We start from the raw sequence: 23746 nt of genomic DNA on the forward strand, positions 1-23746 counted from the left end.
AATCCCATATCAAAAATCTCAAATCTCAAATCTAATGTCTCATGTCTAAATTATTAATATTTTCCAGCCAACTCTTTGGCCACAGTATCCATTACATTAGTAAGTTCGTCCGTGAATTTACCTGCTTTCAATGCTTTCAACACTTCGGGATGGCGCTGTTCTAATTGTTGGAGGTACTCCGCTTCAAATTCCTTTACTTTATTTACCGGGACGCTACGGAACAAGCCTTTTACACCGGCATAAATAATAGCGACTTGCTTTTCAACGGCAACGGGTGAAAACTGTCCTTGCTTGAGAATTTCCACATTACGCACACCTTTATCCAACACCGCTTTGGTAGCCGTGTCTAGGTCCGAACCGAATTTTGAAAATGCTTCCAATTCACGGTACTGCGCTTGGTCCAGCTTTAATGTACCTGCCACTTTCTTCATGGATTTGATTTGCGCGTTGCCACCCACACGTGATACCGAGATACCTACGTTGATCGCTGGACGCACCCCAGCATTGAAGAGATTGGATTCCAAGAAAATCTGGCCATCAGTAATGGAAATCACGTTAGTGGGAATGTAAGCCGATACGTCACCTGCTTGGGTTTCGATAATCGGTAGCGCTGTTAGTGACCCACCACCTTTCACGATGTCTTTAATGGAATCGGGCAAATCATTCATGTTCTTGGCAATTGCATCTGACCCATTGATCTTCGCAGCACGTTCCAAAAGGCGGCTATGCAGGTAGAATACATCACCAGGATAGGCTTCGCGACCTGGGGGACGGCGCAACAATAGTGACACCTCACGATAGGCTACGGCCTGTTTCGACAAGTCGTCATAGATAATCAAGGCCGGACGGCCCGTATCGCGGAAAAATTCACCGATAGCGGCTCCCGCCATGGGCGCATAAAATTGCATAGGCGCTGGGTCTGCCGCAGACGCTGCCACCACAACGGTGTAAGGCATGGCCCCATTTTCATCCAGTGTACGCACAATATTGGCTACCGTGGAATTCTTTTGGCCGATAGCCACATAGATACAGAATACCGGTTCACCTGCATCGTAAAACTCTTTTTGGTTGATGATGGTATCTATACAAACAGCTGTTTTACCTGTTTGGCGGTCGCCAATAACCAATTCACGTTGACCACGTCCAATCGGAATCATGGCGTCAATCGCTTTGATACCTGTTTGCAATGGCTCGTTTACCGGTTGACGGAAGATGACACCCGGCGCTTTGCGTTCGATAGGCATTTCATAGGTTTGGCCTAAGATAGGACCCTTGCCATCTATGGGTTGCCCCAATGTATTCACCACACGACCCAGCATACCTTCACCCACTTTAATGGAAGCAATGCGGCGTGTACGTTTGATGGTGTCTCCCTCCTTTATTTCATCCGATTGGCCAAGAAGTACAACACCTACATTGTCCTCTTCAAGGTTTAATACGATACCTTGCAATCCACTATCAAATTCAACCAGTTCACCCGACTGAACCTTGGTCAAGCCGTAAATACGAGCGATACCGTCACCCACTTGTAATACGGTACCTACTTCTTCGAGTTCGGCTGCTGATTTAAAGCCCGACAATTGTTCTCTCAAAATTGCCGATACTTCATCTGGTCTTACCTCTATCATTTGTCTATTATTAGGGGTTTTTTGCTATTTAACTTTTTTTTGACTCCCATCTTTGGAAGTTCATCAATTAACAACTTGGGATTTAAAATGGCGTTCGAGCTTATGGAGTTTACCGGCTATGCTAGCATCGATTTGCTTATCACCCACAGTAATTATAAACCCACCAATCAATGTGGCGTCTACCTTATTTTTTAAAATTATTTTTGCATTAATTTCGCTGGCAATTATTTTTTCCAGTATATCAAGATGCTCAGGCGAAAATGCCACGGCTGATGCTACGGTCGCTTTTACAATACCTTTCACCTCATTGTATTCGCGGATAAATTCCTGTGCTGTGGCATACAATATACCGGCGCGGCCTTTTCGTACCATGATGTGGAAAAATGCCGTTATAGAGGGGTGTATCTTTGCTTCGAACAATGCATCTAGAATCTTGCTCTTCTTATCCTGTTTTATGATTGGATTCTTAAGCACAGCCTGCAGCTCCTTACTGGCACGCAATACCGCTATGAATTGCGCCATATCCCCTTTTACGGTTTCAAGGCTACCTTGCTCCTGCGCCAAATCAATCAATGATTTTGCGTACCGTGATGCAACTTTAAACTCTGACATATCGTTATGCGATTAGCTTCAGGGGCCTATTAATTCAATTTTACGTCCTTCAGCAAGTCTGCCACCAAAGCCTCTTGCTTTTTGTTGTCTTCAAATTCCTTTTGAAGCACTGTGCGCGCAATATCTATAGCAAGCGAAGACACTTGGTTTTTCACTTCGGCCATTGCCCGTTTCTTCTGATCGTCGATTTCTTTTTTTGCCTGTTCAATCAACTTGGCCCCTTCGGTTTGCGCTTGTACTTTAGCATCCGTCACAATTTGGTCCTTAAGTTCTTTGGCTTCTTTAAGAATTGTATCCCGTTCGACACGAGCTTGCTTAAGCAACTGCTCGTTTTCATTAGATAGCCGTGCCATTTCCTCCTTTGCCTTTTCGGCGGATGCCAAGGCATTTTCGATGGAGGTTTCCCGCTCATTCAACGCCTGGATAATTGGCTTCCATGCGAATTTCCGTAACAGCACCAACAGCAGCAAAAAAGCAATTAATGTCCAAAATACCAATCCATAACTTGGATTACCAATATCAAAACTCATATTCAGTTCTTAATTTCTACGTTGTGTAAATAAAAGCCGGGAGCAAAACCAATCGTTAGGAGCCCGGCTTTTTTTCCATTCAGCAACTTATGATGGATTACAATCCCATCAAAGACACTACGATTGCAAAAAGTGCCGCACCTTCTACAAGTGCCGCAGCGATAATCATAGCTGTCTGAATTTTTGAAGCAGCTTCAGGCTGACGCGCGATACCTTCTACCGCTTTGCCACCCACCTGTCCGATACCGATACCGGCACCGATAACCGCTAATCCAGCACCAAGTGCCGCAATTGAACCTACCATAACTAATTTAATTTAATGTATATTGATCTATTAAGTATTTACTAAAATCAATGATGCTCCTCTATAGCCATCCCGATAAACAAGGAGGTGAGCAACGTAAAAATGAATGCCTGTAAAAATGCAACCAACAGTTCCAATACATTCATGAATAACACAAAAGCCAATGAAATTGGAGCTACTGCCAATGATTGAAAGACAAATATCAACGAAATAAGGCTCAGAATAACGATGTGGCCAGCAGTGATGTTGGCAAACAAACGAATCATCAATGCGAATGGCTTAGAAATCACGCCTACCAATTCAACAGGAATCATGATTGGATACAGCCACCAAGGCACATCAGGCATGAGGATATGCTTCCAATAATATTTATTACCATTGACATTGACTACGACCAAAACAACTAGCGCCAAAACCAACGTGGTCGCAATATTTCCCGTCACGTTGGCCGCTCCCGGAAAAATCGGTATCAATCCCAATAAGTTGTTAAACCAAATAAAAAAGAAAATGGTCAATAATAAAGGCATGAACCGGGCATATTTATGGCCGATGTTTGGCTTAGCAATATCGTCACGCACAAACAATATAATAGGCTCGATAAGTGACTGGAATCCCTTAGGTGCTTTACCTTCTCGCTTTTTGTAGGTCCTGGCAACAGACGAAAACAACAAGACTAATATAAACACCGATAAGAACATGGAAGCGACGTTCTTAGTGATTGAAAAATCCCAAACACGGCCTGAGGCTGCTTCATCAACTTCCCCATTGGCTCCCACCACCCAGATTTTTTTCTTATCTACCAACCTATAGGTATAATGCTTTCCTTCATAATCATGCGTTCCATGATGGAACTGTCCCGAAGAGAAAAACTCAAATCCTTTATCCGTATATAATATGATCGGTAGCGGAAGCGATAAATCTCCCCAAATATGCCAATCATGGGCATCACTGATATGCTCCATGATGATCTCAGTCGGGTTAAATTTCTCCTCCCCATGAGCTCCTTGGGCAACAACGGCGGCACTATCAACGGAAATACTATTGGCGGCTCTTACAGTTGAAAATATGGCAAAAACAACGAAAATTGCTGTGAAGGTGATTTTTTTTGAGTTGAAAAAGTGCCTAAAATTCATCTATTCCCAATTTTTTAAGATTTCTTTTGGTCGCGCAAGTTACGCAACAAACATATAACTTCAAAGACCGTAAACAAGAAATATAGTGAAAAAAAGTTAAGGGCTGTAAGAACCTTATTTTCAGGGAATTTAATTATTAATATGGCTACTACGGCCAAGCAAGCGAGTAGCTTGACGAAAAGTCCGGCAATGGGACCGTAAACAGATAATTCTTCTCCTTTGCGGATGCCCAAATCGCTCAACACATAGGCCACCAGCGTAAGGATAAAAACCACGGTAAAAAGCAACCAAAAATGGGGACTAAGTATTATTGTAGGATCAACGACGTGTTGTAATCCCACAGCTAGTAATGCCACAAGCAAAGCAAACACATGGTAGTATATCAAAAAACGGGGAAGTCTCATGTCACCAAGCAACCTTACCTTCGAAAACAAATTCAGCAGGCCCCACTAAAAACACCTGTGTAAAGAGGCTCCCTTTTTTGGAAAAACGGATATTCAGATTTCCTCCTGCCACCCGTATGGGGGTTTCCAATTCACCATCCTTACTTTCATGCCAAGCCATGGCCAACGCCACAGCCGTGGCACCCGTTCCGCATGCCAACGTCTCATCCTCCACGCCACGTTCATACGTGCGGACAAAATAACCCAAGCCGTCAGCCTCTACGAAATTCACATTTATGCCTTCACTCCGATAAGCATTACTATAACGGATTTTACGTCCTTCTTCAACCACGGGGAAGAGATTAAGGCCATCTACCAGCTTGATGTAATGTGGCGAACCGGTATTGACTATATAGGCATCACCGTCCTGTTTGATTTCATTTACATCGATCATCTGCAGGCTTATCCATCCCTGTTGATCATGCATATAAGCACGATGCCCACCGTCAGCTGCCAAAAAGTCAGCTTCACGGTCAATGAGTCCTAGATCCCGTGCAAAGGCTACAATACAGCGCCCACCATTGCCACACATGCTTCCTTCGCGTCCATCGGCATTGTAGTATACCATTTCAAAATCATAACCTGCTGCATGCTGCAATAGCATCAATCCATCCCCTCCTATACCAAACTTTCTATCGCAAAGGCGATGCACCAAATCCGCGTTATTCCTATCAAACAGCCCATTTCGGTTGTCAATAACAATAAAATCGTTGCCAGCGCCCTGGTATTTATAGAACAAATGTGTTTCCATTGGAGGGCCAAAGGTAATTATATCCGTTCAATATTTCAGCACGTTAAGTGAAAAGCAACAAGGTGTTTCCCATTTATTTGCTTTAACATTATTTAACAGAAAAGTGCAGCCATACATTTGCTTTGGTGTGACAAATGGTATTACATTTGAACATCATTTTGCAACAGCAAAAATTTTCGACTTATAACGATTGGAAATATCATGAAAAAATTAGGATTAACATTATTGACCGCACTCACAGGAGGCTTGATTGCATTGGGCGGTTACAAATTGTTTGAAAACAAACAGGAAAGCAAAATGTCTTTTGAAGAAAGACAAGAATTACATTATGCCAATGATCCGGTTCCGAATGTGGTATCGTCTACCGGAAACCCGGATTTCACCCAGGCGGCGGCGGTAGTAGCCCCTGCGGTGGTCAATATTAAAACCACTTATGCTGCACGCCAATCCAGAGGGGGAGGCGGACAGGACCCTCTTGATTTGTTCGAGGAATTTTTTGGCATGCCCCGACAACGGCAACAACGCGCGCAACCAGCCCAGGCAACGGGCTCGGGAGTGATCATCTCAGACGATGGGTATATCGTGACCAATAACCATGTGGTAGTAGACGCCGATAAAATTGAGGTTACGCTGACCGATAAACGTGTATTGGAAGCCAAGGTAATCGGTAGGGATCCGAATACGGATATTGCATTGATTAAAATTAACGCCAAAAACCTGTCTTTTGCCAAGTTGGGTGATTCGGACGAGGTTCGCATTGGGGAATGGGTATTGGCTGTGGGATATCCTTTGGGATTGGAATCCACCGTTACTGCCGGTATCGTAAGTGCTACAGGGCGTTCCACCGGTATTATCCGGGCCGAACAATACCAGCAATATCAGCGGGATCAGCAACAACAAGGCTATCGCCAACCGCAAAATGAACAGGAAGAGTTTATCGCAAATGCCGTAGAATCCTTTATCCAAACCGATGCGGTCATTAACAAAGGCAACAGTGGGGGTGCATTGGTCAATGCCAATGGCGAATTGATCGGCATCAACTCCAACATCATGTCGCCTTCAGGGTACTACGCGGGCTATGGATTTGCCGTACCGGTAAACATTGTAAAGAAAATTTCGGATGATTTTGTAAAGTTTGGAGAGGTAAAACGCGGTTTGATTGGCATTACGTTTAGGGAGTTGAACCCATCAGCAGCCAAGGAATTAGGCATTGAAGATATTAATGGCCTCTATGTAAACGGTGTAACGGAAAAAGGTGCTGCTGTAGAAGCAGGAATCAAAGCGGGAGACATCATCACCAAACTAGAGGGCCGTACCATCACCTCGTCTGCTGAATTGCAAGAACGCATCTACCGTTTACGCCCAGGCGACAAGGTGAAATTGACTTACAAACGTGACGGCAAGGAACGGGATGTAACGGTTACCTTGAAGGAAGATACCCGCTCTTCTGCAGCCGCAGCTGAAAAAGAAACTGCCGCAACGCGTAGCGCAACGGAAATATACAACAAGCTGGGGGCTGGGTTTGTGCCCGCTACCGATGCGAAGAAAAAGGAGCTAGGGATATCATCTGGTGTGGTCGTAACGCAAGTGCATCGTGGAGGACTGTTCGACTACTTTAATGTACAACGTGGATTGGTCATTACCCATATTAATGGTAAACCCGTCAACAATGCGGACGCTGTGGAAGCGGCTTTGGCCGACTCCGAACGCAACATCGTAAGGATTGTAGGTGTACCGCAACGCGGCAGCCGCGTGGAGCTGAATATACCGATTGAATATTAATCGGCAACGAAACCAAATTCAGACCCATAAAAAAACCATCCCGAAAATTCGGGATGGTTTTTTTATTAACTCAAAAATTTAAACGGCAATACTAGCAATATTCATCAAATGCTGCCACTAAATTATCAGCAATCATTTGTGCGGGGCGGCCTTCGATCTGGTGGCGCTCAATCATGTGCACCAATTTACCGTCCTTGAACAAGGCCATGGCAGGTGAAGATGGTGGATAAGGCAGCATGTATGAGCGAGCCGCGTCAACCGCGTCTTTCTCCATCCCTGCAAAAACTGTCACCACCTTGTCTGGGTGTTTCTCATTTTTGACGGCGGTAATCGCAGCAGGGCGGGCATTAGCAGCCGCACAGCCACATACTGAATTGACAACTACGAAAACTGTTCCGTCTTGTTTAATGACCGTCTCAACTTCCTCCGGTGTTTTCAATTCTTCGAAACCTACATCGGTCAATTCTTTGCGCATCGGCGCTACCAAGTATTCTGGATACATCGTGTTTAGTCCTTTCTTTTAGTTTAACAACTATTTCAATGTGCAAAGATACACTACATCATGACCCTAAACAAATGCCTTGTCTCAAATGAATGTCAGATTTTGTGATGTGATGCCTGTCAACGTTTGGTATTCAGCATCAAATAAGGTAATTTTGCCATTCAATAAAACGTGAAACCATGTCATCAATAGAAACTTCATACATCCCTTACAAAGTAAAAGACATTAGCCTCGCCGAATGGGGCCGCAAGGAAATCGAATTGGCCGAAGCCGAAATGCCGGGTCTCATGGCACTCCGTGAAGAATTCGGAGCTTCAAAGCCATTGAAGGGTGCCCGCATCGCCGGTTGCTTGCACATGACCATCCAAACGGCCGTGCTCATTGAAACCCTTATCGAATTGGGAGCCGAAGTCACTTGGTCGTCCTGCAACATTTTCTCCACACAGGATCATGCCGCCGCCGCCATCGCCGTTACCGGTGTTCCGGTTTATGCTTGGAAAGGCCTGACTGAGGAAGAATTCAATTGGTGCATCGAACAAACCCTTTTCTTTGGTGAAGAACGGAAACCCCTCAACATGATATTGGATGATGGTGGCGACCTTACTAACATGGTATTCGACAAATATCCCGAACTGATTGAAGGCATCAAGGGGCTTTCCGAGGAAACCACCACCGGTGTACATCGCTTATATGAACGTATGAAAAATGGCACGTTGCACCTCCCGGCCATCAATGTGAATGATTCCGTCACCAAATCCAAATTTGACAACAAATACGGTTGCCGCGAGTCATTGGTTGATGCCATCCGCCGCGCCACAGATCTTATGTTGGCTGGCAAAGTTGCCGTGGTAGCTGGATACGGCGATGTGGGCAAAGGCTCGGCCGAGTCGCTGCGTAGTGCAGGCGTGCGGGTTATCGTCACCGAAATAGATCCCATATGTGCGCTGCAAGCCGCCATGGAAGGGTTTGAAGTAAAGAAATTTGCCAATGCTGTCAAGGAAGCGGACATCGTGGTTACTACCACCGGTAACCGTGACATCGTGCGTGGCGAGCATTTCAAAACCCTAAAAGACAAGACTGTAGTGTGCAATATCGGCCACTTCGACAACGAAATCGATGTGGCTTGGCTCAACCAGAATTACGGCCATACCAAAGTCGAAATCAAACCCCAAGTAGATAAATATACGATTGAGGGAAAAGATGTCATCTTGTTGGCCGAAGGCCGTTTGGTCAACCTCGGTTGCGCCACAGGGCATCCATCATTTGTGATGAGCAATTCGTTTACTAATCAAACATTGGCCCAAATTGAATTATGGACCAACACTGGTAACTACGAAAACAAGGTATATACACTCCCCAAGCATCTGGATGAAAAGGTAGCCCGTCTGCATTTGGCGAAAATCGGTGTTGAGCTGGATATCTTGGAACCCCATCAGGCGGAATATATTGGCGTACCGGTAGAGGGGCCTTATAAACCCGAGCATTATCGGTATTGATTTGCTTATTCGCTTATTTGCCGATTCGTACACTCGCTTATTCACGAATGTGCGAATTGGCAAATCTACAAATTGGCGAGGAACCGTGTGACCGCTTCCAGTGCATGCGTAAACCGCTCCTCCCTCAATCCCGACACAACCGCATAGTTCGCTCCGATTGCCTGTAATTCGCGATGCCATACCTGCATGAAATGCTCCCTAAGGTCCGGAAAATCTCGTAATGGATCATCCACCCAAGGCAAGTCGATATCCATCAAGAGGTAAAACTCATAACTAGGTGTTTCCAGTGCTTCGTGTATCTCGCGGGGTGTATGGCCAAAAAGGTGGTCGCACCATACCTTCATCGTGAGGAACATGGTATCGCATATCAGGAGGTTGTTCTGTGCAAGGGGCAGCAGGCTCCGCTCCAAGGCCAATTGGCCATAGAACATGTTCATTTCATCCTGTAGCGTGTATTCGCGGTTTAGATGTCGACAGTATTCACGCGCATATTCCGGCACGCATACAGTGCCGTAATGACGGGCCAACTGTTCGGCAATGCTCGATTTGCCCGTTGATTCGGGCCCGACAACCGCTATTTTTATCAGTTGCTTGCTATCCATGTCTTCCTCCAGTCCCGGTATCCGGTATATGCGATGATGGCAAAAGCCAAGTACAATACCGCAGTCAGTGTTAATCCCTTATATACATATAATGGAATATAGCAAATATCAACAATAATCCAAAGCAACCAGTTTTGCAGTACTTTTCGTGACATGAGAAATTGGGCCACAAAACTGAGCGCCGTACAGGTGCCGTCTATAAAAGGCACATCCGTATCGGTAAAATGGCTTAAAAACAATCCCAGCAAAAAGGCCAATACGGTGGTGAGCGCCACTACGCCGGTAATCTGTTTGGTACTCAGTGACACAATTGGTTTCATATCCTGCGTGTCTCTTTTTGCCCAATAGTACCATCCATATATAGCCGTACCAAGAAAATAAAACTGCAGTGCAGCATCGCCATATAGCTTACTTTGATAAAATAGTATAGCATATGCAGAAACACTGAGTATACTGATCGGCCAATTGAGGATATGCTGACGAGCAGCAAGATACACACAAACAAAGCCTGTGATGGTTCCAAACCACTCCAGAGCAGATGTCTGCCGGAATTGGTCAACTAACAGCTCGAAAAAAGAGACATCCATAATTTGTCCAAGATCGTTCTTTGGCAATAGCTGACACAAAAATGGCCAACCAAACGAATTGGCTGGCCATTGCACTTTTTATCTTTTAACCATTAAAACGTGTACCTTGCGGTCACACCTCCATTGGCGTAAAAATTTTCACGGCCTCGAAAGTCAGAGCCGTTCACGATATGGATTGTAGGTCTGATGTCTGCTGAAAAAGCAAAGGGTGCATTTTTTAACTTGTAGTCCACACCGCCTGTTGGATAAATTCCAGCATTGAAGCCATCTACGTCATCAACATCAGAAAAGGTATTGGATAGCACAACACCTCCACCTACGAACCATTTGAATCCTGCAATGTCTCCGATGGGAAAATGATGTTGGTACGCACCAGAAAAAGAAAGGTTTGTCCGCTTGGCCCACCCTGAATAAGGCCGGAATCCCAGGTCAAACTCTAAAGCACCCGGTTGGCTGATGAATGTCTTGAAAGCAACGGCGACAGCATCATAATACCCCGAACCTAAGCGGATACCAATTGAATTTTTGTAATCACTTTGTGCAGACACCGTCATGGTACATACAGCGAAAAAAGCTAACAACGTCAATTTAATTTTCATAATGTAATTTCTAATTAATATTATCTCCCTATTTTTAATTCCCAAAAGTAGACTTTTATTCGCATTCTGAAAAAAAAAGTTAGTGACGGCTAACAAAATACCTAAAAAGTGGTAGGATAGAAATCGCTTCATCAAAAATAATTAATCGTTTATTTCATAAAAAAATGTATCTTTGCACTCCGACAAAACAGTCGGAATATCCTACCAAGATTCCCCGGGCTTTCTCACTGTTTTGGCGCCATAAAATAGTTGGAAATTGTTAACATTTTTCTCCATATAATGCCCAGAAACACCTCCATTAATTCTGTATTGATCATCGGCTCAGGCCCAATTGTCATCGGACAAGCTTGCGAATTTGACTATTCTGGTTCTCAGGCTGCCCTTTCACTTAAAGAGGAAGGAATTAAAGTATCCATCATCAACTCCAACCCAGCTACCATCATGACCGACAAAGTTATTGCCGATCATGTGTATTTGCTGCCCTTGACATGCGAGAGTATCGAAACCATCTTGCAGGAGCAGCACATAGACGCTGTACTGCCTACCATGGGCGGACAGACAGCGCTCAACCTATGCATTGAAGCTGATGAACGTGGTCTTTGGAAAAAATACAACATAGAAATTATTGGAGTAGATGTGGCCGCCATCGAAAAAACCGAAAACCGTGAAGCGTTTAGGAAACTCATGGTAGATATCGGTATCGGCGTGGCCAAATCCAAAATCGCCAATTCATTCCTTGAGGGAAAAGAAGCAGCCCAGGAGATTGGTTTTCCTTTAGTTATCCGGCCGTCCTACACCTTGGGAGGCACCGGTGGTGGCTTTGTCCATAAAAAGGAAGATTTTGAGGTAGCACTCAGCCGTGGGCTGCAAGCATCGCCTACGCATGAGGTATTGGTAGAGCAGGCCGTATTAGGTTGGAAGGAATTCGAATTGGAGTTGCTCCGCGATAGCAATGATAATGTAATCATCATTTGTACTATCGAGAACTTCGACCCGATGGGTATCCATACAGGCGACTCGATTACCGTAGCCCCGGGCATGACACTAAGTGACCGCTGCTACCAAGATATGCGTAATCAAGCCATCCAGATGATGCGTGCCATTGGCAATTTCGCCGGAGGGTGTAACGTACAATTTTCCGTCAATCCGGAAAATGAAGACATCATTGCTATCGAAATCAATCCGCGTGTATCACGTTCTTCCGCATTGGCTTCCAAAGCCACCGGATATCCCATTGCCAAGATTGCATCCAAACTGGCGATTGGCTACAACCTTGACGAAATTGAAAATCAGATTACCAAAACCACCTCGGCTTACTTCGAACCCACGCTCGACTATGTGATTGTAAAGGTTCCCCGTTGGAATTTTGCCAAATTCAAGGGAGCTAACCGGGAACTTGGCCTACAGATGAAATCCGTGGGTGAAGTGATGGCCATTGGCCGCACGTTCATCGAAGCCCTGCAGAAGGCCTGCCAAAGCCTGGAAACTGGCCGCCATGGACTTGGAGCCGATGGGAAGCAAATCCGGAACCTAGAAGAAATCATGTACAGCCTCGAACATCCGAGCAGCGACCGCCTCTTCCATATCAAGGATGCTTTTGAGTTAGGCGTGCCCCTTGAATCCATTCGCAAGATTACCCATATCGACAAATGGTTCTTATCGCAAATCCAAGAGCTGGTGCTCTTGGAAACCGAATTGCGTCGCTACCAGCTGTACAACATCCCAAAAGATTTCTTCCTATCGCTGAAGCAAAAAGGGTATTCGGATGTGCAAATCGCTTGGCTGCTTGGCAATGTCTCTGAAGATGATGTATACAACCGACGCGTACAATTGGGCATCAAGCGGGTGTATAAGATGGTAGATACCTGCGCTGCTGAATTTCAAGCGCAGACCCCATATTACTACTCCACGTTTGAACATGAAAATGAGTCCATCGCATCAGATAAGAAGAAAATTATCGTGCTTGGCTCCGGTCCCAATCGAATTGGGCAAGGTATCGAGTTTGATTACTCATGCGTGCATGGTCTGCTGGCCGCCAAAGAGGCCGGGTATGAAGCCATCATGATCAACTGTAACCCGGAAACGGTGTCCACAGATTTCAATATGGCAGACAAGCTCTACTTTGAACCCGTTTATTGGGAGCATGTCCGTGAAATCATTGAGCTGGAAAAACCGGAAGGCGTCATCGTGCAGCTAGGTGGGCAAACCGCCCTGAAGATGGCCGAGCAGCTGGAAACCAATGGCATCAAAATCATCGGCACCTCATTCCAGAACATGGATTTGGCCGAAGACCGCGGCAGCTTCTCCGATCTGTTGAAGGAATTGGATATCCCCTACCCCCAATACGGTGTGGCTGAAAGTGCCGAAGAAGCACTTCAAGTGGCCAAAGAGGTGGGTTACCCAGTGCTGGTTCGCCCCAGCTATGTGCTAGGTGGGGAGCGAATGAGCATCGTTATCAACGACGAAGAACTTGAAACGGCTGTTGTTAAACTCCTGCGCAATTTACCCGGCAACCGGGTGTTGATCGATCATTTCCTCGACCGCGCCGAGGAGGCAGAATCCGATTCCATCTGCGATGGCGAAGATGTCCACATCATCGGTATGATGGAACACATCGAACCCGCTGGTATCCACTCTGGCGATTCCAGTGCCGTATTGCCCCCGTTCAGTTTGCCAGCAGCTGTGCAACAAAAAATGGAAGAATATACCATAAAACTGGCCAAAGCATTGAATGTAAGCGGACTGCTCAATATCCAGTTTGCGATAAAGGACGAAAAAGTATATGTGATAGAAGCCAACCCACGGGCATCACGTACCGTTCCTTTTATCGCGAAGGCATATGATGTACCTTATATCAATATTGCTACCAAAGTGATGCTTGGCGCAAACAAACTGAAGGATTTTACCATTGAGCGCAAGCTAACCGGGTATGCTATCAAAGAACCAATATTCTCCTTTGATAAGTTCCCGGATGTGGATAAACAGTTGGGGCCGGAAATGAAATCGACTGGTGAGGCCATTCGCTTCATCAAGGATTTAGAGGATCCATTTTTCAGGGAAATGTACGCGAAGAAATCGATGTATTTGAGTAAGTAAGATAATTAATCATAAAGTATAACCCTTTCTTACAAACTAATAGCCTGCTTGAGAATCACGTCCTGGTCTCTTAAAAGTTCTTCAAGGGTTCTTTTCACCTCAATATCCGGGGCGATGCCGACATTTTGTGTCTCTGTCCCATTCGGAAACATAACCCGTGCCCCTGAGAACGCGAGTTTATACTTATTTACGCCCACTACCGGAATCCAGGTCACATTTCCGTTTGATCCGCAGGTATTTCTCCCGATAAATACCGCATCTTCTACCCCGGCTTTCAGCTGCATGGTGACGGTTTCCGGATAGCTCTTACTATTTTCCGAAACCAGCACCACTACCTTTCCGGAGAACAAATAATCTTTGTTTGGGGATATGGCTTGGGGGACTACTTTCACGTAACCCGGAACTCGAATGGGCATTGAGAACCTCACAAATTCCTCTTGCTCTTTAAATAAAAAGTTCCAATTATAATTAGCTTTGGGACGGTCTCGCATATCGATAATGAGCTTCTTTACATTTTTGAGCAAACCAACGTCATCAAATTGTTTTTCCCAATAACCACTGTTGAGATAAAGCGTCGTATCGTTCACCCGCCATACGCCCTTGTGCGCTGCTGCAAAGTGACTGGGCTTTTTAGCATCTTTCATGAGCTTCATCGCGTCTGCGAACATAGACGGATCAAACCGAAAGCCAACATCCTGTTGCACCGAATCCGTTAGATAGACCAACCGGATGGAATCATTGACGACCGGCATATAACTCAATAATTCACCTTGTACTTCATTGCCGTTTATAATGTGTTCCAAAACATCGTCCCGGCCGGTACTAATGTGTTCGGCCAGTAGTGCGATATGCGCTGCTATGGGACGGTTATTGATTTTCAGTATACGACTTCCTTTCTGCAAACCTGTAGCGGCCTGGAATGCGGGGCTCACCTGTTTTACATATACTTCGCCGTTCAGTACACGGAGTTTAACAGGCATCATAGGCGTAAAACCGTTGAATACAGTAGAAGTCACCGTCGATGCACGGCATGGGAGCGCGGTGTGGGCATCATTAATTGCGGCATTCAATCGAAGCAGGGCACGACCATAAGCGTTGCCGGTAGTCGCATTGACAAATACCGGGATCATTTGTTCCAGTATCGTGTCCCACTTATCGGCTACCGTGTATTTATAAGGGTAATAGTATTGGATAATGTTCCAGTACCTAAACAGCATCAATATCCGTTCATTTGCGGTCGGAACCGGATTCCCATGGCGTTTTTCCTCAAAAAACTGAGCCGCACCATCCCTTGGACTGATGCGTTCGTCTGCAGCATCCCAGGTGGCGACGTATTTGTTGGCGAATGGCTGATAATGGTTTCTTGCTTTGCTCAACAAGGATCGCGTCTGTCCATCAAGCACATCGTTTTGCTCGATCCATGCGTCATCTATGTTGATCCGTTCGGCATCGGTAAACGTGCGTATAGTTTTCCCGACAATAGCCGCAGTATCCGGATAAGCAAGCTGAAGCCAACGGTCAATGATTCCCTTGGAATTGTTCTTCGTGTTTGAACCGAACAGACTGTCGAGGCTATGGATCAAAACTTGATCCCAATCCATATCGTCATTGCTGATGTTAGGCCCATGGTATTTAAGCAATCCCCAAACCTTTCCCATTACAGCTAGTTGTTTGCGGAAGGAAGGGTCTTCAACGCGTTGTGCGTATTGCCGCTGCCACTCCTTGGTATATTCGCCCTGTGTGAGGGTAGAATGAACCTTTGACAAGCGCATGGCAGACCTACCAGTCAGCATAAAGTGTATGGCCATTGAGTCGACCGGCGTGTCGACGACTATATTGATAGCTTGTTCCGTAGAAGGATACATCGCCGACTTACTCAATGGTAAGTTTACGTAAATCGGAAAGGTTTTGTTATGGGTGCCGATAATGATGACCGAAATATTGGATGTCGTATCGAATAACGCCATGCTATCGATACGAAAGCGCAGTGTCATTCCTCCTTTTTCGAGATCCTTGAAACGGAATGTTTTGGTGATGTACGTCGTATCGGGTGCATTTTTGTTGGTCCATTCAATCGGTTCGTGGTTACCTGAGGTGGTATGTAATGTTCCATTTCTAACCTGGTCCTTGTATTCCCATGGCCCCTCAAAAATGACTTGTTGGGAAAAACAAATCTGGTTGATGAACGCGAGGAAAAAGATAATTGAATAACGAATGGTCATAACTGTTTTGATTATTTTTTCTTTATGGCTAGCTTATATTGAACTCGTTTAAACTTTTTTCTTCTTTAATCCTCCTTAGGAACAATAGGCTGTTAGCTTGTCGAGCTATTGAAATATCGAACGAAGCGATTAACAAGACAAAGGAAAATAAAAATCCTATTCCTCCTTCACACCTAAATTGTGGGAAATACTACCCCAATTTAGGTGATATAACAGGGGATGATGAGCTCAGTGATTCTTTTCCCTGACGAGGTATAAGCATACCAATATTTATGACTGAATTTATAACTGTCCTCTATCGAATGCTCTTCTCCAAAAATCGATCATTAGTCCCAGCAAGCTGAATCAAAGCCAATCCCATTCCAGCTAGGCCATGGCCTATCCCACAATCTCCAGTTAAATTATCAATGTACTCTGCAGTGCCATTTTCTGAGTTTGTCTTTTGCGTTATAAATTGTTCTTTGTCAGCCCATGAAAATACTTTTTCTACGAAATTCAGCTTATCGATTGTATAGTAATTTTCATATAATAGGTCAAATAGTACAGCCTTATAATATTCAGCACGTGGGTTTTCATTGGAGGATCGTGCTCGACAATTTATGGAAATGTCTTTAATTAAGTCCTCACATTCCGCTTTTCTCTTTTGGCTGGTTATGTGCGGTAATACGTTTTGGATAGTTTGAAGAAAAATGTAGCGCTCTATCAACGTATCAAATTTAACTGACGATTTAAAATACAGAGGTAAAATATTCAATAAAAACTCAGTCCGGTGAAAAACGTTACCTAGTACTAAAAGCTATCAGGATAGCCCTGATTTTCTTCAATACCTGTCTTCCGAGCTTTATCGATTGCAACGTGAATCTATAGACTTCTTTTTTAAGATTACGTTCCCAGAGTAACGGACGCCATGCCAGGTGGTCTATTAAATAATGTAGAACTTCATTTCTTTCATCAAAAAAACCTCCTCTCAACCAGGAGGCATATTCATCTAGACCATATTGAATTTTCAGATTCCCACTTGTCTCCTCACTGGTCTGCTTTGGAACTATTGTTCGTATACCCGCCTTGATTTTGCACATTGCAGATAAGTGCATGTCTTCTGCAGTCTCAAGGGTAAATGGACTCGCACTCCAAAAATAGTCTAGCCATTGGCGTTTAAAAAGCCAACCATTACAACCAAAGTCAACAACTGTATTTTTGAAACAAAGATTCTGCGAACCTTGCCTTGGGACATCTCCGAAAAAGAACTGGTTAACATTTTCTAGCCGCTCAGGGAAATAGTCTCCTTTTGGGATAATTCTACCTGCACTACTTATAATTGCATTTTCTTTTTCGCACAACTGCAACGATTTTATTAGCCAGTTAGAAGAGGGGATAACGTCGTCGTCCAATATCCAGACATAATTTGTCTTAACATATCGGGCCAATGAAAAGCGACCGAAATATTTAAGGTCAACCGAAGAATGTAAATGTTCGACGAACGGGAACTTTGCCAAAGTAGCGGAAACATCGACATAATTTTTACATTGATATACCCATATTGCATTAGGCGTTACCGTCTGTGATAACATTGATTCAATTTGTTCCTCCAAATGATTTCGTTTCCAAACGGTAAGTATTACGGTAACAGTGTTATTTTCGTTGTACATCGTATTATGTAAATTGTCCATACGTTATAGTAATATTTGTACTTAAAATGATCGTCTGTTTATTTATCTTATGCGTGAAAGCCACACTAAATGTCCCAGGTTATTAATTTACAAATCAATTTTGATAAACGAGCATGTATACGTAGTTCAAGGCTCTAAGACTATAGTAATTAGGTCGATACTATGTTGCAGCCTTCTGTAAACGTAAACAATTATAGACTCATTACGTACTCCCTAACTCGGCCCGGGGAGCTTTCAGTCGCAGAAGGAAGAGCGGGCAGCACTTCAGATAATTCTAGCACGCTGTCACTCTTATTAAGCATATTCATGAAGACCAATATTGATAACGGCGCAACGAAGTTTATGTAAAAAGGCTTATAACTATCATAAGACTGACCATCATTCCGCTTTCGTGTGTGCGAGAATTTAACAAAGACTTCGCTGGGAATAGAATAATCGCGAATAAATGCATTCAATTTTAAACAAAAAACTTCAGGACGCTCTTCGAAGACGCCTATGTAAGATCGCAAATAATCCACCTTAATATGCCATTGCTTCCGTTTTAGAATTATTTTTCTGTCGAATATAATTCTGGGGCTCATGTGAACATTACAACTAAACGCGGAGTTGATTAAAAAATCGCCAATTCTTTGCATTAAATAGCTGTACCCAAAAAGGTCTGTGCTGTTGAATAAATCCAAAAATTGTGTAAATTTTGATTTCCTATGTACTGCTTCCATAGAAAAATTCACCGGTTTAACGACTACTCCGTCTCCATTGATAATTCTTACCTTGTTATCGTCACAAACAGCTAAAAACAAGGAGTTTAGGGGAATATCTTCATTCGAATCAGTATCCGAAGAAGCGATATCTATAGTATAATTTGCTAAAATTGGAAAAGAATTTGAATTATGGATAGAAGCGTCCCTAACATCAGCAACCATTGAGTCTTTTTCGCAATTAATTACGTATTCGCGACATCTTTCTAAAACATTAGTAGGGCAAAACCCCAGATATCTAGACACATTAGATCCAAATCCGCCGGAAAAAGAATTAATAATAACGTCCTCAAATTTATTATTAATGAATTGCACAAATGCCCCAAACTTTATATTGTTATCAATTACGATTGATGATCGGTCTACAAAAGACGAAATATCTATTGGACGGTCACCATCTCCTTTTGCAAGTTCGGCAAGAAGCTTATCGAGTATAACATTGGCAGCATCAAAATCCACATTCTCGCTGTCGATTGCTTTTTTATTCTTCAGATAAATCTCAGTGTACGCCTCCAATAATGGCATTCTTTTAACTCCATTTTGCACCATGTACCGATAAAGAAAACTTATACTTCTTTCTTTCAAAGAAATACAGTTTAATGCAAAAAAAACCTCTCGTATCCTATCCTGCACCGCCTCAATGTGTATACTTTCCAGTTCAACATCAGATGTGGTGAAAACATTTTCGTAGAATAAATTTTTTGAAAGGACCAACTTATTTAAATAATCGCAAGTTCCGTCAAAATTCAGTGCTTTGCTAATTTGTCGGGAGCAATCATCCATATATTGCCTGCGCTTAGAAATATCATGCGTTGACTCCAAGGAAAGCACGGTAGACCTAAGAAGCACTAAAAAGCTACGCACTTTCAATACTTCTAAATCGAGGTTTAGCTTATTTCTGTCAATAAAGTCTATCAGACTATTGACCCACTCCATGTTGTCTATTGCTACTGGGAATTGGAGGATCAGAATTCCCACGTCTATCAACGCGTTTAAAAATTCACCGATCGTTTCCTCTCCCTGAGGATATTTAATAGCTATTAAATCTTCCAAATCGCGATGATGAACCGATTGTTTAGCAAGCTCAATAATCGCTATAACGACAGCATTTTTTTTCGCTTTTTTGAAATACTCGTTATTCTTGACATTAACAAAAAAATGAAAGAATTCATCATCTTCTATTTCTTTGCAAATTGCTGAATTAGGTTTTACGATCAAATGTCGAACAAAATTCTTATTTCCAAGCAATATTTCTTTGACGCGAAAAAATATTAAATTAGAAATTTGAATTCTAGATTCTTGTTGATTAAAGTCGACTTTTTTGTATCGTTTTTCCTTCAACTCCAATACAAACACGCTATTTAAGCTGCTAAACGGGGTGGTTTTCGTAACGCTTCTTATAAAGTATTTTGTTATTGCAATTAAAAGATTCTTGTTGCTTTTGTCTATTTTAGAGTCTTTAGGTAGTGTTTTTCTGATTTCTTCGTATAGAACATTAGAAGAAAATAAGATTCCGTTAGCCAAGAAATGTTGTCCCCAGCTCTCTCTAATTGTGTTAACACTTTTTCTTAACTGATTTTTAAAGCTTATTTCAAATTGCTCTTTCTTACTGGCTACTTGGAATGAGCAAGAAATATACAAATCGATGGCCTTTTTTAGATCGTCATAGTCACTTACTATACCACTGTATTTTGCGAGATCGCGATTATTGAATACGTCTCTTTTCAAGGATAAAAGAATATTTCTAGCAGTATCGTTTGATTCTTTACCAATTAAATCGAAGAGAATATTAACAACGGTCTGTTTCAAAGCGTCAGCTTCCAAGTTAAGTGATGTAATGGAATTACACTCTTCATAGCCTTGTTTCATTGTTAAAAAATCCAATAAGTTGGTACTAGCACCTCCTTGTCGCCCGAAGATTAATGGAAATGTAGTTCTCATGAAAACTCGATCCGGATTTGTAAAAATTAAATTTTCTATGGCAGTATCAGTAATTTAACTCAAAGTATGTTTTATGACCTCTTCAATGTCAAATTCGAGCATCGTTTGGTGTATCTCTCTTTTTAAACTTAAAAGCATAGGAAGACTACACAACCTCCCATTTTTAAATTGGTCAACACACTCTACAAATATTTCAAAATGATTTTCGTTGTCTTTTGGATGCGGGACGTGTTTTGATACTTGCTTCATTTGCAATACCATTGCTACATCTTCTCTATCATAGCACAATGTTCCCAACGTTATTGCAGGCTTCTCATTCAGTATGGGATAGTGGTATATCCCGGAGCCGCACTGATGAATTATCAAATCCACGGAAGACGAAACAATATCTAGCGGCAAAAATTTATTTTGAAAAACCCTCGGCCTTTCATGGTCTTTTTTGACTATATAATCAACTGTGGTGATTACGCAGAATTCCTGTTCCACCAGATAATCAATATAGGCTTCCGCCGGGGTATTATCGATCAGACCCAATGTTAGGAACACTTTTCTTCTATCGCGATTAGCCTCAAAAAACTTTTCTAAATTTTTAATTAGCAAGTCTGAAGGATTGTCTTTTACGGTAAGCGGACCAGCAAAGAAGTATGAAGTATCATCAGACAAAGAATCCGGAAGTATTTCAATAGACCGTATTCCCGGGACAATTTTTGTCTTGGCGTTTAAGTATTGTTTTAAGAACTTTGATTCCGGAGTAGAATCGTTAAGCTGGGATTGGTCGTGAAAAAAATCAAGCAATCTGCTGGCTCTATTACCTTTATCGTCTTTCTCTGCAGAATGAATGTGATGTTCCCGCCTATATCGATTATCTATAGACCTGAAAAAACCAGTCCGTTGGACTGAAATTCTGGGAACGCCATTCTTTTCTGATATTAATGGGCTAGTAAAGCAGTTATCCTCAATTACAATGGAAGGTTTTATCAAATCGAACGATTCTTGTTCGGCAGCAAAGATCTCCCGTCTCAGCTTTTCTAAGCTGTGGTGGGATCGGACCGAATAATCTAAGTTAACACAGTTTATGCCACTAGCCTTAAGTAGCTCTTTATTCTGTTCTCCAACCAAAAAGAAGTTATTTACATAACTTAACCTTCTGAGATAACGCTGGTGGAAAACAAATAGAGGAATTAAGTGAGAATGCCCTCCAACCAAACTGGGTATTGATAAAATATTCATTTGGCCATGTCTAATTCAATTTCCTTAAAATCCGCTAATTTCAGGCCATCTATAAATTCGTTGGAATAAACTAGCTTCAATAAGTTTGCATATCGAGGGGTAAATTCTATTTCATTTCCATTGGTCTTAAACAACTCGTTGGTACGGGATGGCTCATTGGGCATCTGAATTAAGCTGAAGTAGATCGCATCAATTATACTCCGCGGCCTTAATTCCTGAGCGCTTTCACTAGCGTTAAAAGAAAGCTGAACCTTATTTTTGATAAGCTTTGGAAACATACAGGTTCTCCCCGCGATTATTTCGTTACTGCCTTTTACCGATGCTTTCTGGTTATCCGATTGACGGAAGTCAAAAACAATTCCGTGACTGGGTTCCATAGCGGGTGACGCAGCTAGTTTGAGGTTTATATTGGGAGATATCTTATTGAGGGCCAAAATGGCACGCGCTATGGTGAGTGAGTCCTCTTTTTGTATCGGTCCATACAAGTATAGGTTTGTTTCTTTTGGGTGTTTTAGGAAGACGCCATCGAAAAAACATTTTTCTACATCCTCATACGACGTTTGCGGGTATTTTGCTAGCAAATTTTCAATCTTCTGATGTGTGTTAACCGCGTAGAGCTCATCAGCAAAATTCTTTTCAAATGACTCCCTCGTGTAGTTTGCAGGAATCACTGGTTCGTAGAGTAATGACAGCACATCAACGTCTAATGGTGTTAACGATTTAGCCGGATTGTAATTTTCAAAGAAAAGACTGCTCGGATAGTTATAACTGTCGCCTATGATACCAAGCGATTGTATAATTTCCTCCAGCACGATCTTGTACCTGGTTGAGTAGGTCAGGTCCTTTTCCGTGTAATAAATGCCGACGTTAGCCTGCTCTATAATGCCATCATAAGCAGTTGATCTCACCATTCCAACATGCCAATCGGCATCATTATCGCTTATAAAAACGCTGTCTGGCTTAAAAAAGGCGTTAACCTCTTTTAGATCTCCAAAAAAAATCCTGATCAATGCGGAATCACCTGGAGCAGCCAAGGATAACCTGATAGGAAGTTTCAACTTATTTACATCCGAAATTGCTCTTTCTACATATCCAATCTCCTCTTCAGTTGGATGCCCTAAAATTGCAATCGTGGGGTTGGAACTCAGTTTTGTAATGACATTACTCATTCCGTTGTCATCCTCATGAAAAACAGTTTCATAAAAGTAATTCAATGTTTCGATACCGTATTTGTCTTTTAGATATTTCAAGTTTCTAGAACTGATTGTCGATTCATCCTTTGGAAGGCAGCTGGGGGATATAGCTAAGAAATGAATCCCTAGCATCCAATAAACGAATTGACTTTTTATTGACGATAGCGCCATAGTGTTATATTAAGCATGTGATAAGCAATGATAAAAGTGGGTTCAATGAAGATTCAAAGAACCCACTTTTAATAGTCTACAAAGTAACATTTCTTCTTTTGGAATTCAGTACCTAATCATTTTCCTTAATCATGCCAAAAAAATTGAAAATGAGTACTTGAAATGTCACCTGTAGTTTAATTAGGGTAATAATCATACTCTTCTTTAACCACGGTACTATCGCCACCATCGGCTTTTTTAAATGTAGTAGTCGTTGTTTTTTTTGTTTTAACCTGTTTCGGTTTGCTAGCGGTAGCAGCAACAATAATTCCAATTGTGGTTATTACGGTTCCGACAAGTACATAAACCCCACAGGGAACAGTAGTACCACCTTTAATCTCCGTAAGCTCTTGCTCACATAGCTGAACAGCATAGCTGTCAACCATTAAATCTTCAATTGATAATTTCATAAAAAATAAAAATAAAAATGATATTAAACTCCTACTCTTTTATTGGT

Annotated in this window: 21 protein-coding genes; 3 read left to right on the plus strand and 18 right to left on the minus strand. The window is 42.7% G+C overall.

Annotated features, from left to right (window positions below; translation table 11 throughout):
- Positions 1 to 53: 53 nt before the first annotated feature.
- From atpA to dapF, 7 genes are all read right to left on the minus strand, one after another.
- Positions 54 to 1628, minus strand: a complete 1575-nt coding sequence (gene atpA, locus NF543_RS17900; protein ID WP_257669550.1) for a F0F1 ATP synthase subunit alpha — start codon at positions 1626 to 1628, stop codon at positions 54 to 56.
- Between the two features lie 63 nt (positions 1629 to 1691).
- Entirely contained in the window at positions 1692 to 2240 is a 549-nt protein-coding gene (gene atpH / locus NF543_RS17905) for an ATP synthase F1 subunit delta (RefSeq protein ID WP_257669551.1), read from the minus strand.
- A gap of 29 nt (positions 2241 to 2269) precedes the next feature.
- Positions 2270 to 2770 (minus strand): F0F1 ATP synthase subunit B, encoded by a 501-nt coding sequence (locus NF543_RS17910; protein ID WP_257669552.1) that lies wholly within the window; start codon positions 2768 to 2770, stop codon positions 2270 to 2272.
- A gap of 97 nt (positions 2771 to 2867) precedes the next feature.
- On the minus strand, positions 2868 to 3074 hold the full coding sequence (gene atpE / locus NF543_RS17915) for an ATP synthase F0 subunit C (protein WP_257669553.1): 207 nt from the start codon (positions 3072 to 3074) through the stop codon (positions 2868 to 2870).
- A gap of 47 nt (positions 3075 to 3121) precedes the next feature.
- A complete protein-coding gene (atpB, locus tag NF543_RS17920; protein ID WP_257669554.1) occupies positions 3122 to 4207 on the minus strand; it encodes a F0F1 ATP synthase subunit A in 1086 nt (361 codons plus the stop codon).
- Between the two features lie 14 nt (positions 4208 to 4221).
- On the minus strand, positions 4222 to 4569 hold the full coding sequence (locus NF543_RS17925) for a hypothetical protein (RefSeq protein ID WP_257669555.1): 348 nt from the start codon (positions 4567 to 4569) through the stop codon (positions 4222 to 4224).
- 43 nt (positions 4570 to 4612) lie between these two features.
- The gene (dapF, locus tag NF543_RS17930) at positions 4613 to 5401 is read right to left on the minus strand and encodes a diaminopimelate epimerase (protein ID WP_257669556.1); all 789 of its coding nucleotides are present in this window, start codon (positions 5399 to 5401) and stop codon (positions 4613 to 4615) included.
- A gap of 201 nt (positions 5402 to 5602) precedes the next feature.
- Here dapF and NF543_RS17935 point away from each other — a divergent pair, with 201 nt between their 5' ends.
- Positions 5603 to 7183: a trypsin-like peptidase domain-containing protein gene (locus tag NF543_RS17935; protein ID WP_257669557.1), complete on the plus strand. Its 1581-nt coding sequence runs from the start codon at positions 5603 to 5605 to the stop codon at positions 7181 to 7183.
- Between the two features lie 91 nt (positions 7184 to 7274).
- Here NF543_RS17935 and NF543_RS17940 read toward each other — a convergent pair whose 3' ends face one another.
- Positions 7275 to 7685 (minus strand): BrxA/BrxB family bacilliredoxin, encoded by a 411-nt coding sequence (locus NF543_RS17940; protein WP_257669558.1) that lies wholly within the window; start codon positions 7683 to 7685, stop codon positions 7275 to 7277.
- 179 nt (positions 7686 to 7864) lie between these two features.
- On the opposite strand from NF543_RS17940, the gene ahcY reads away from it, so the two are divergent.
- Positions 7865 to 9181, plus strand: coding sequence for an adenosylhomocysteinase (gene ahcY, locus NF543_RS17945; RefSeq protein WP_257669559.1), 1317 nt, complete (start codon positions 7865 to 7867; stop codon positions 9179 to 9181).
- Positions 9182 to 9246: 65 nt separating this feature from the next.
- On the opposite strand, the gene NF543_RS17950 is transcribed toward ahcY, so the two are convergent.
- From NF543_RS17950 to NF543_RS17960, 3 genes are all read right to left on the minus strand, one after another.
- The gene (locus NF543_RS17950) at positions 9247 to 9783 is read right to left on the minus strand and encodes an AAA family ATPase (protein WP_257669560.1); all 537 of its coding nucleotides are present in this window, start codon (positions 9781 to 9783) and stop codon (positions 9247 to 9249) included.
- Entirely contained in the window at positions 9765 to 10370 is a 606-nt protein-coding gene (gene pnuC / locus NF543_RS17955) for a nicotinamide riboside transporter PnuC (protein WP_257669561.1), read from the minus strand. Before pnuC ends, NF543_RS17950 begins: the two co-directional genes overlap by 19 nt.
- Positions 10371 to 10462: 92 nt before the next feature.
- A complete protein-coding gene (locus NF543_RS17960; protein WP_257669562.1) occupies positions 10463 to 10969 on the minus strand; it encodes a hypothetical protein in 507 nt (168 codons plus the stop codon).
- Positions 10970 to 11248: 279 nt separating this feature from the next.
- Here NF543_RS17960 and carB point away from each other — a divergent pair, with 279 nt between their 5' ends.
- Positions 11249 to 14065, plus strand: a complete 2817-nt coding sequence (gene carB / locus NF543_RS17965) for a carbamoyl-phosphate synthase large subunit (RefSeq protein ID WP_257669563.1) — start codon at positions 11249 to 11251, stop codon at positions 14063 to 14065.
- Between the two features lie 29 nt (positions 14066 to 14094).
- On the opposite strand, the gene NF543_RS17970 is transcribed toward carB, so the two are convergent.
- From NF543_RS17970 to NF543_RS18000, 7 genes are all read right to left on the minus strand, one after another.
- On the minus strand, positions 14095 to 16287 hold the full coding sequence (locus tag NF543_RS17970; RefSeq protein WP_257669564.1) for a S41 family peptidase: 2193 nt from the start codon (positions 16285 to 16287) through the stop codon (positions 14095 to 14097).
- 295 nt (positions 16288 to 16582) lie between these two features.
- The gene (locus NF543_RS17975; RefSeq protein WP_257669565.1) at positions 16583 to 16993 is read right to left on the minus strand and encodes a hypothetical protein; all 411 of its coding nucleotides are present in this window, start codon (positions 16991 to 16993) and stop codon (positions 16583 to 16585) included.
- A 73-nt stretch (positions 16994 to 17066) separates the two neighbouring features.
- Complete coding sequence (locus tag NF543_RS17980) at positions 17067 to 17936, minus strand: glycosyltransferase family 2 protein (protein WP_257957525.1); 870 nt, start codon at positions 17934 to 17936, stop codon at positions 17067 to 17069.
- Between the two features lie 212 nt (positions 17937 to 18148).
- Complete coding sequence (locus NF543_RS17985; RefSeq protein ID WP_257957526.1) at positions 18149 to 20584, minus strand: lantibiotic dehydratase; 2436 nt, start codon at positions 20582 to 20584, stop codon at positions 18149 to 18151.
- Between the two features lie 126 nt (positions 20585 to 20710).
- Positions 20711 to 21886, minus strand: coding sequence for a glycosyltransferase family protein (locus tag NF543_RS17990; protein WP_257669568.1), 1176 nt, complete (start codon positions 21884 to 21886; stop codon positions 20711 to 20713).
- On the minus strand, positions 21883 to 23250 hold the full coding sequence (locus NF543_RS17995; RefSeq protein WP_257669569.1) for a DUF2927 domain-containing protein: 1368 nt from the start codon (positions 23248 to 23250) through the stop codon (positions 21883 to 21885). The genes NF543_RS17990 and NF543_RS17995 overlap by 4 nt, the downstream gene beginning before the upstream one ends.
- 176 nt (positions 23251 to 23426) lie before the next feature.
- Entirely contained in the window at positions 23427 to 23699 is a 273-nt protein-coding gene (locus NF543_RS18000) for a hypothetical protein (RefSeq protein WP_257669570.1), read from the minus strand.
- Between the last annotated feature and the right edge of the window lie 47 nt (positions 23700 to 23746).

Source organism: Parapedobacter tibetensis (assembly GCF_024704835.1).
In the GTDB taxonomy this organism is placed as follows: domain Bacteria; phylum Bacteroidota; class Bacteroidia; order Sphingobacteriales; family Sphingobacteriaceae; genus Parapedobacter; species Parapedobacter tibetensis.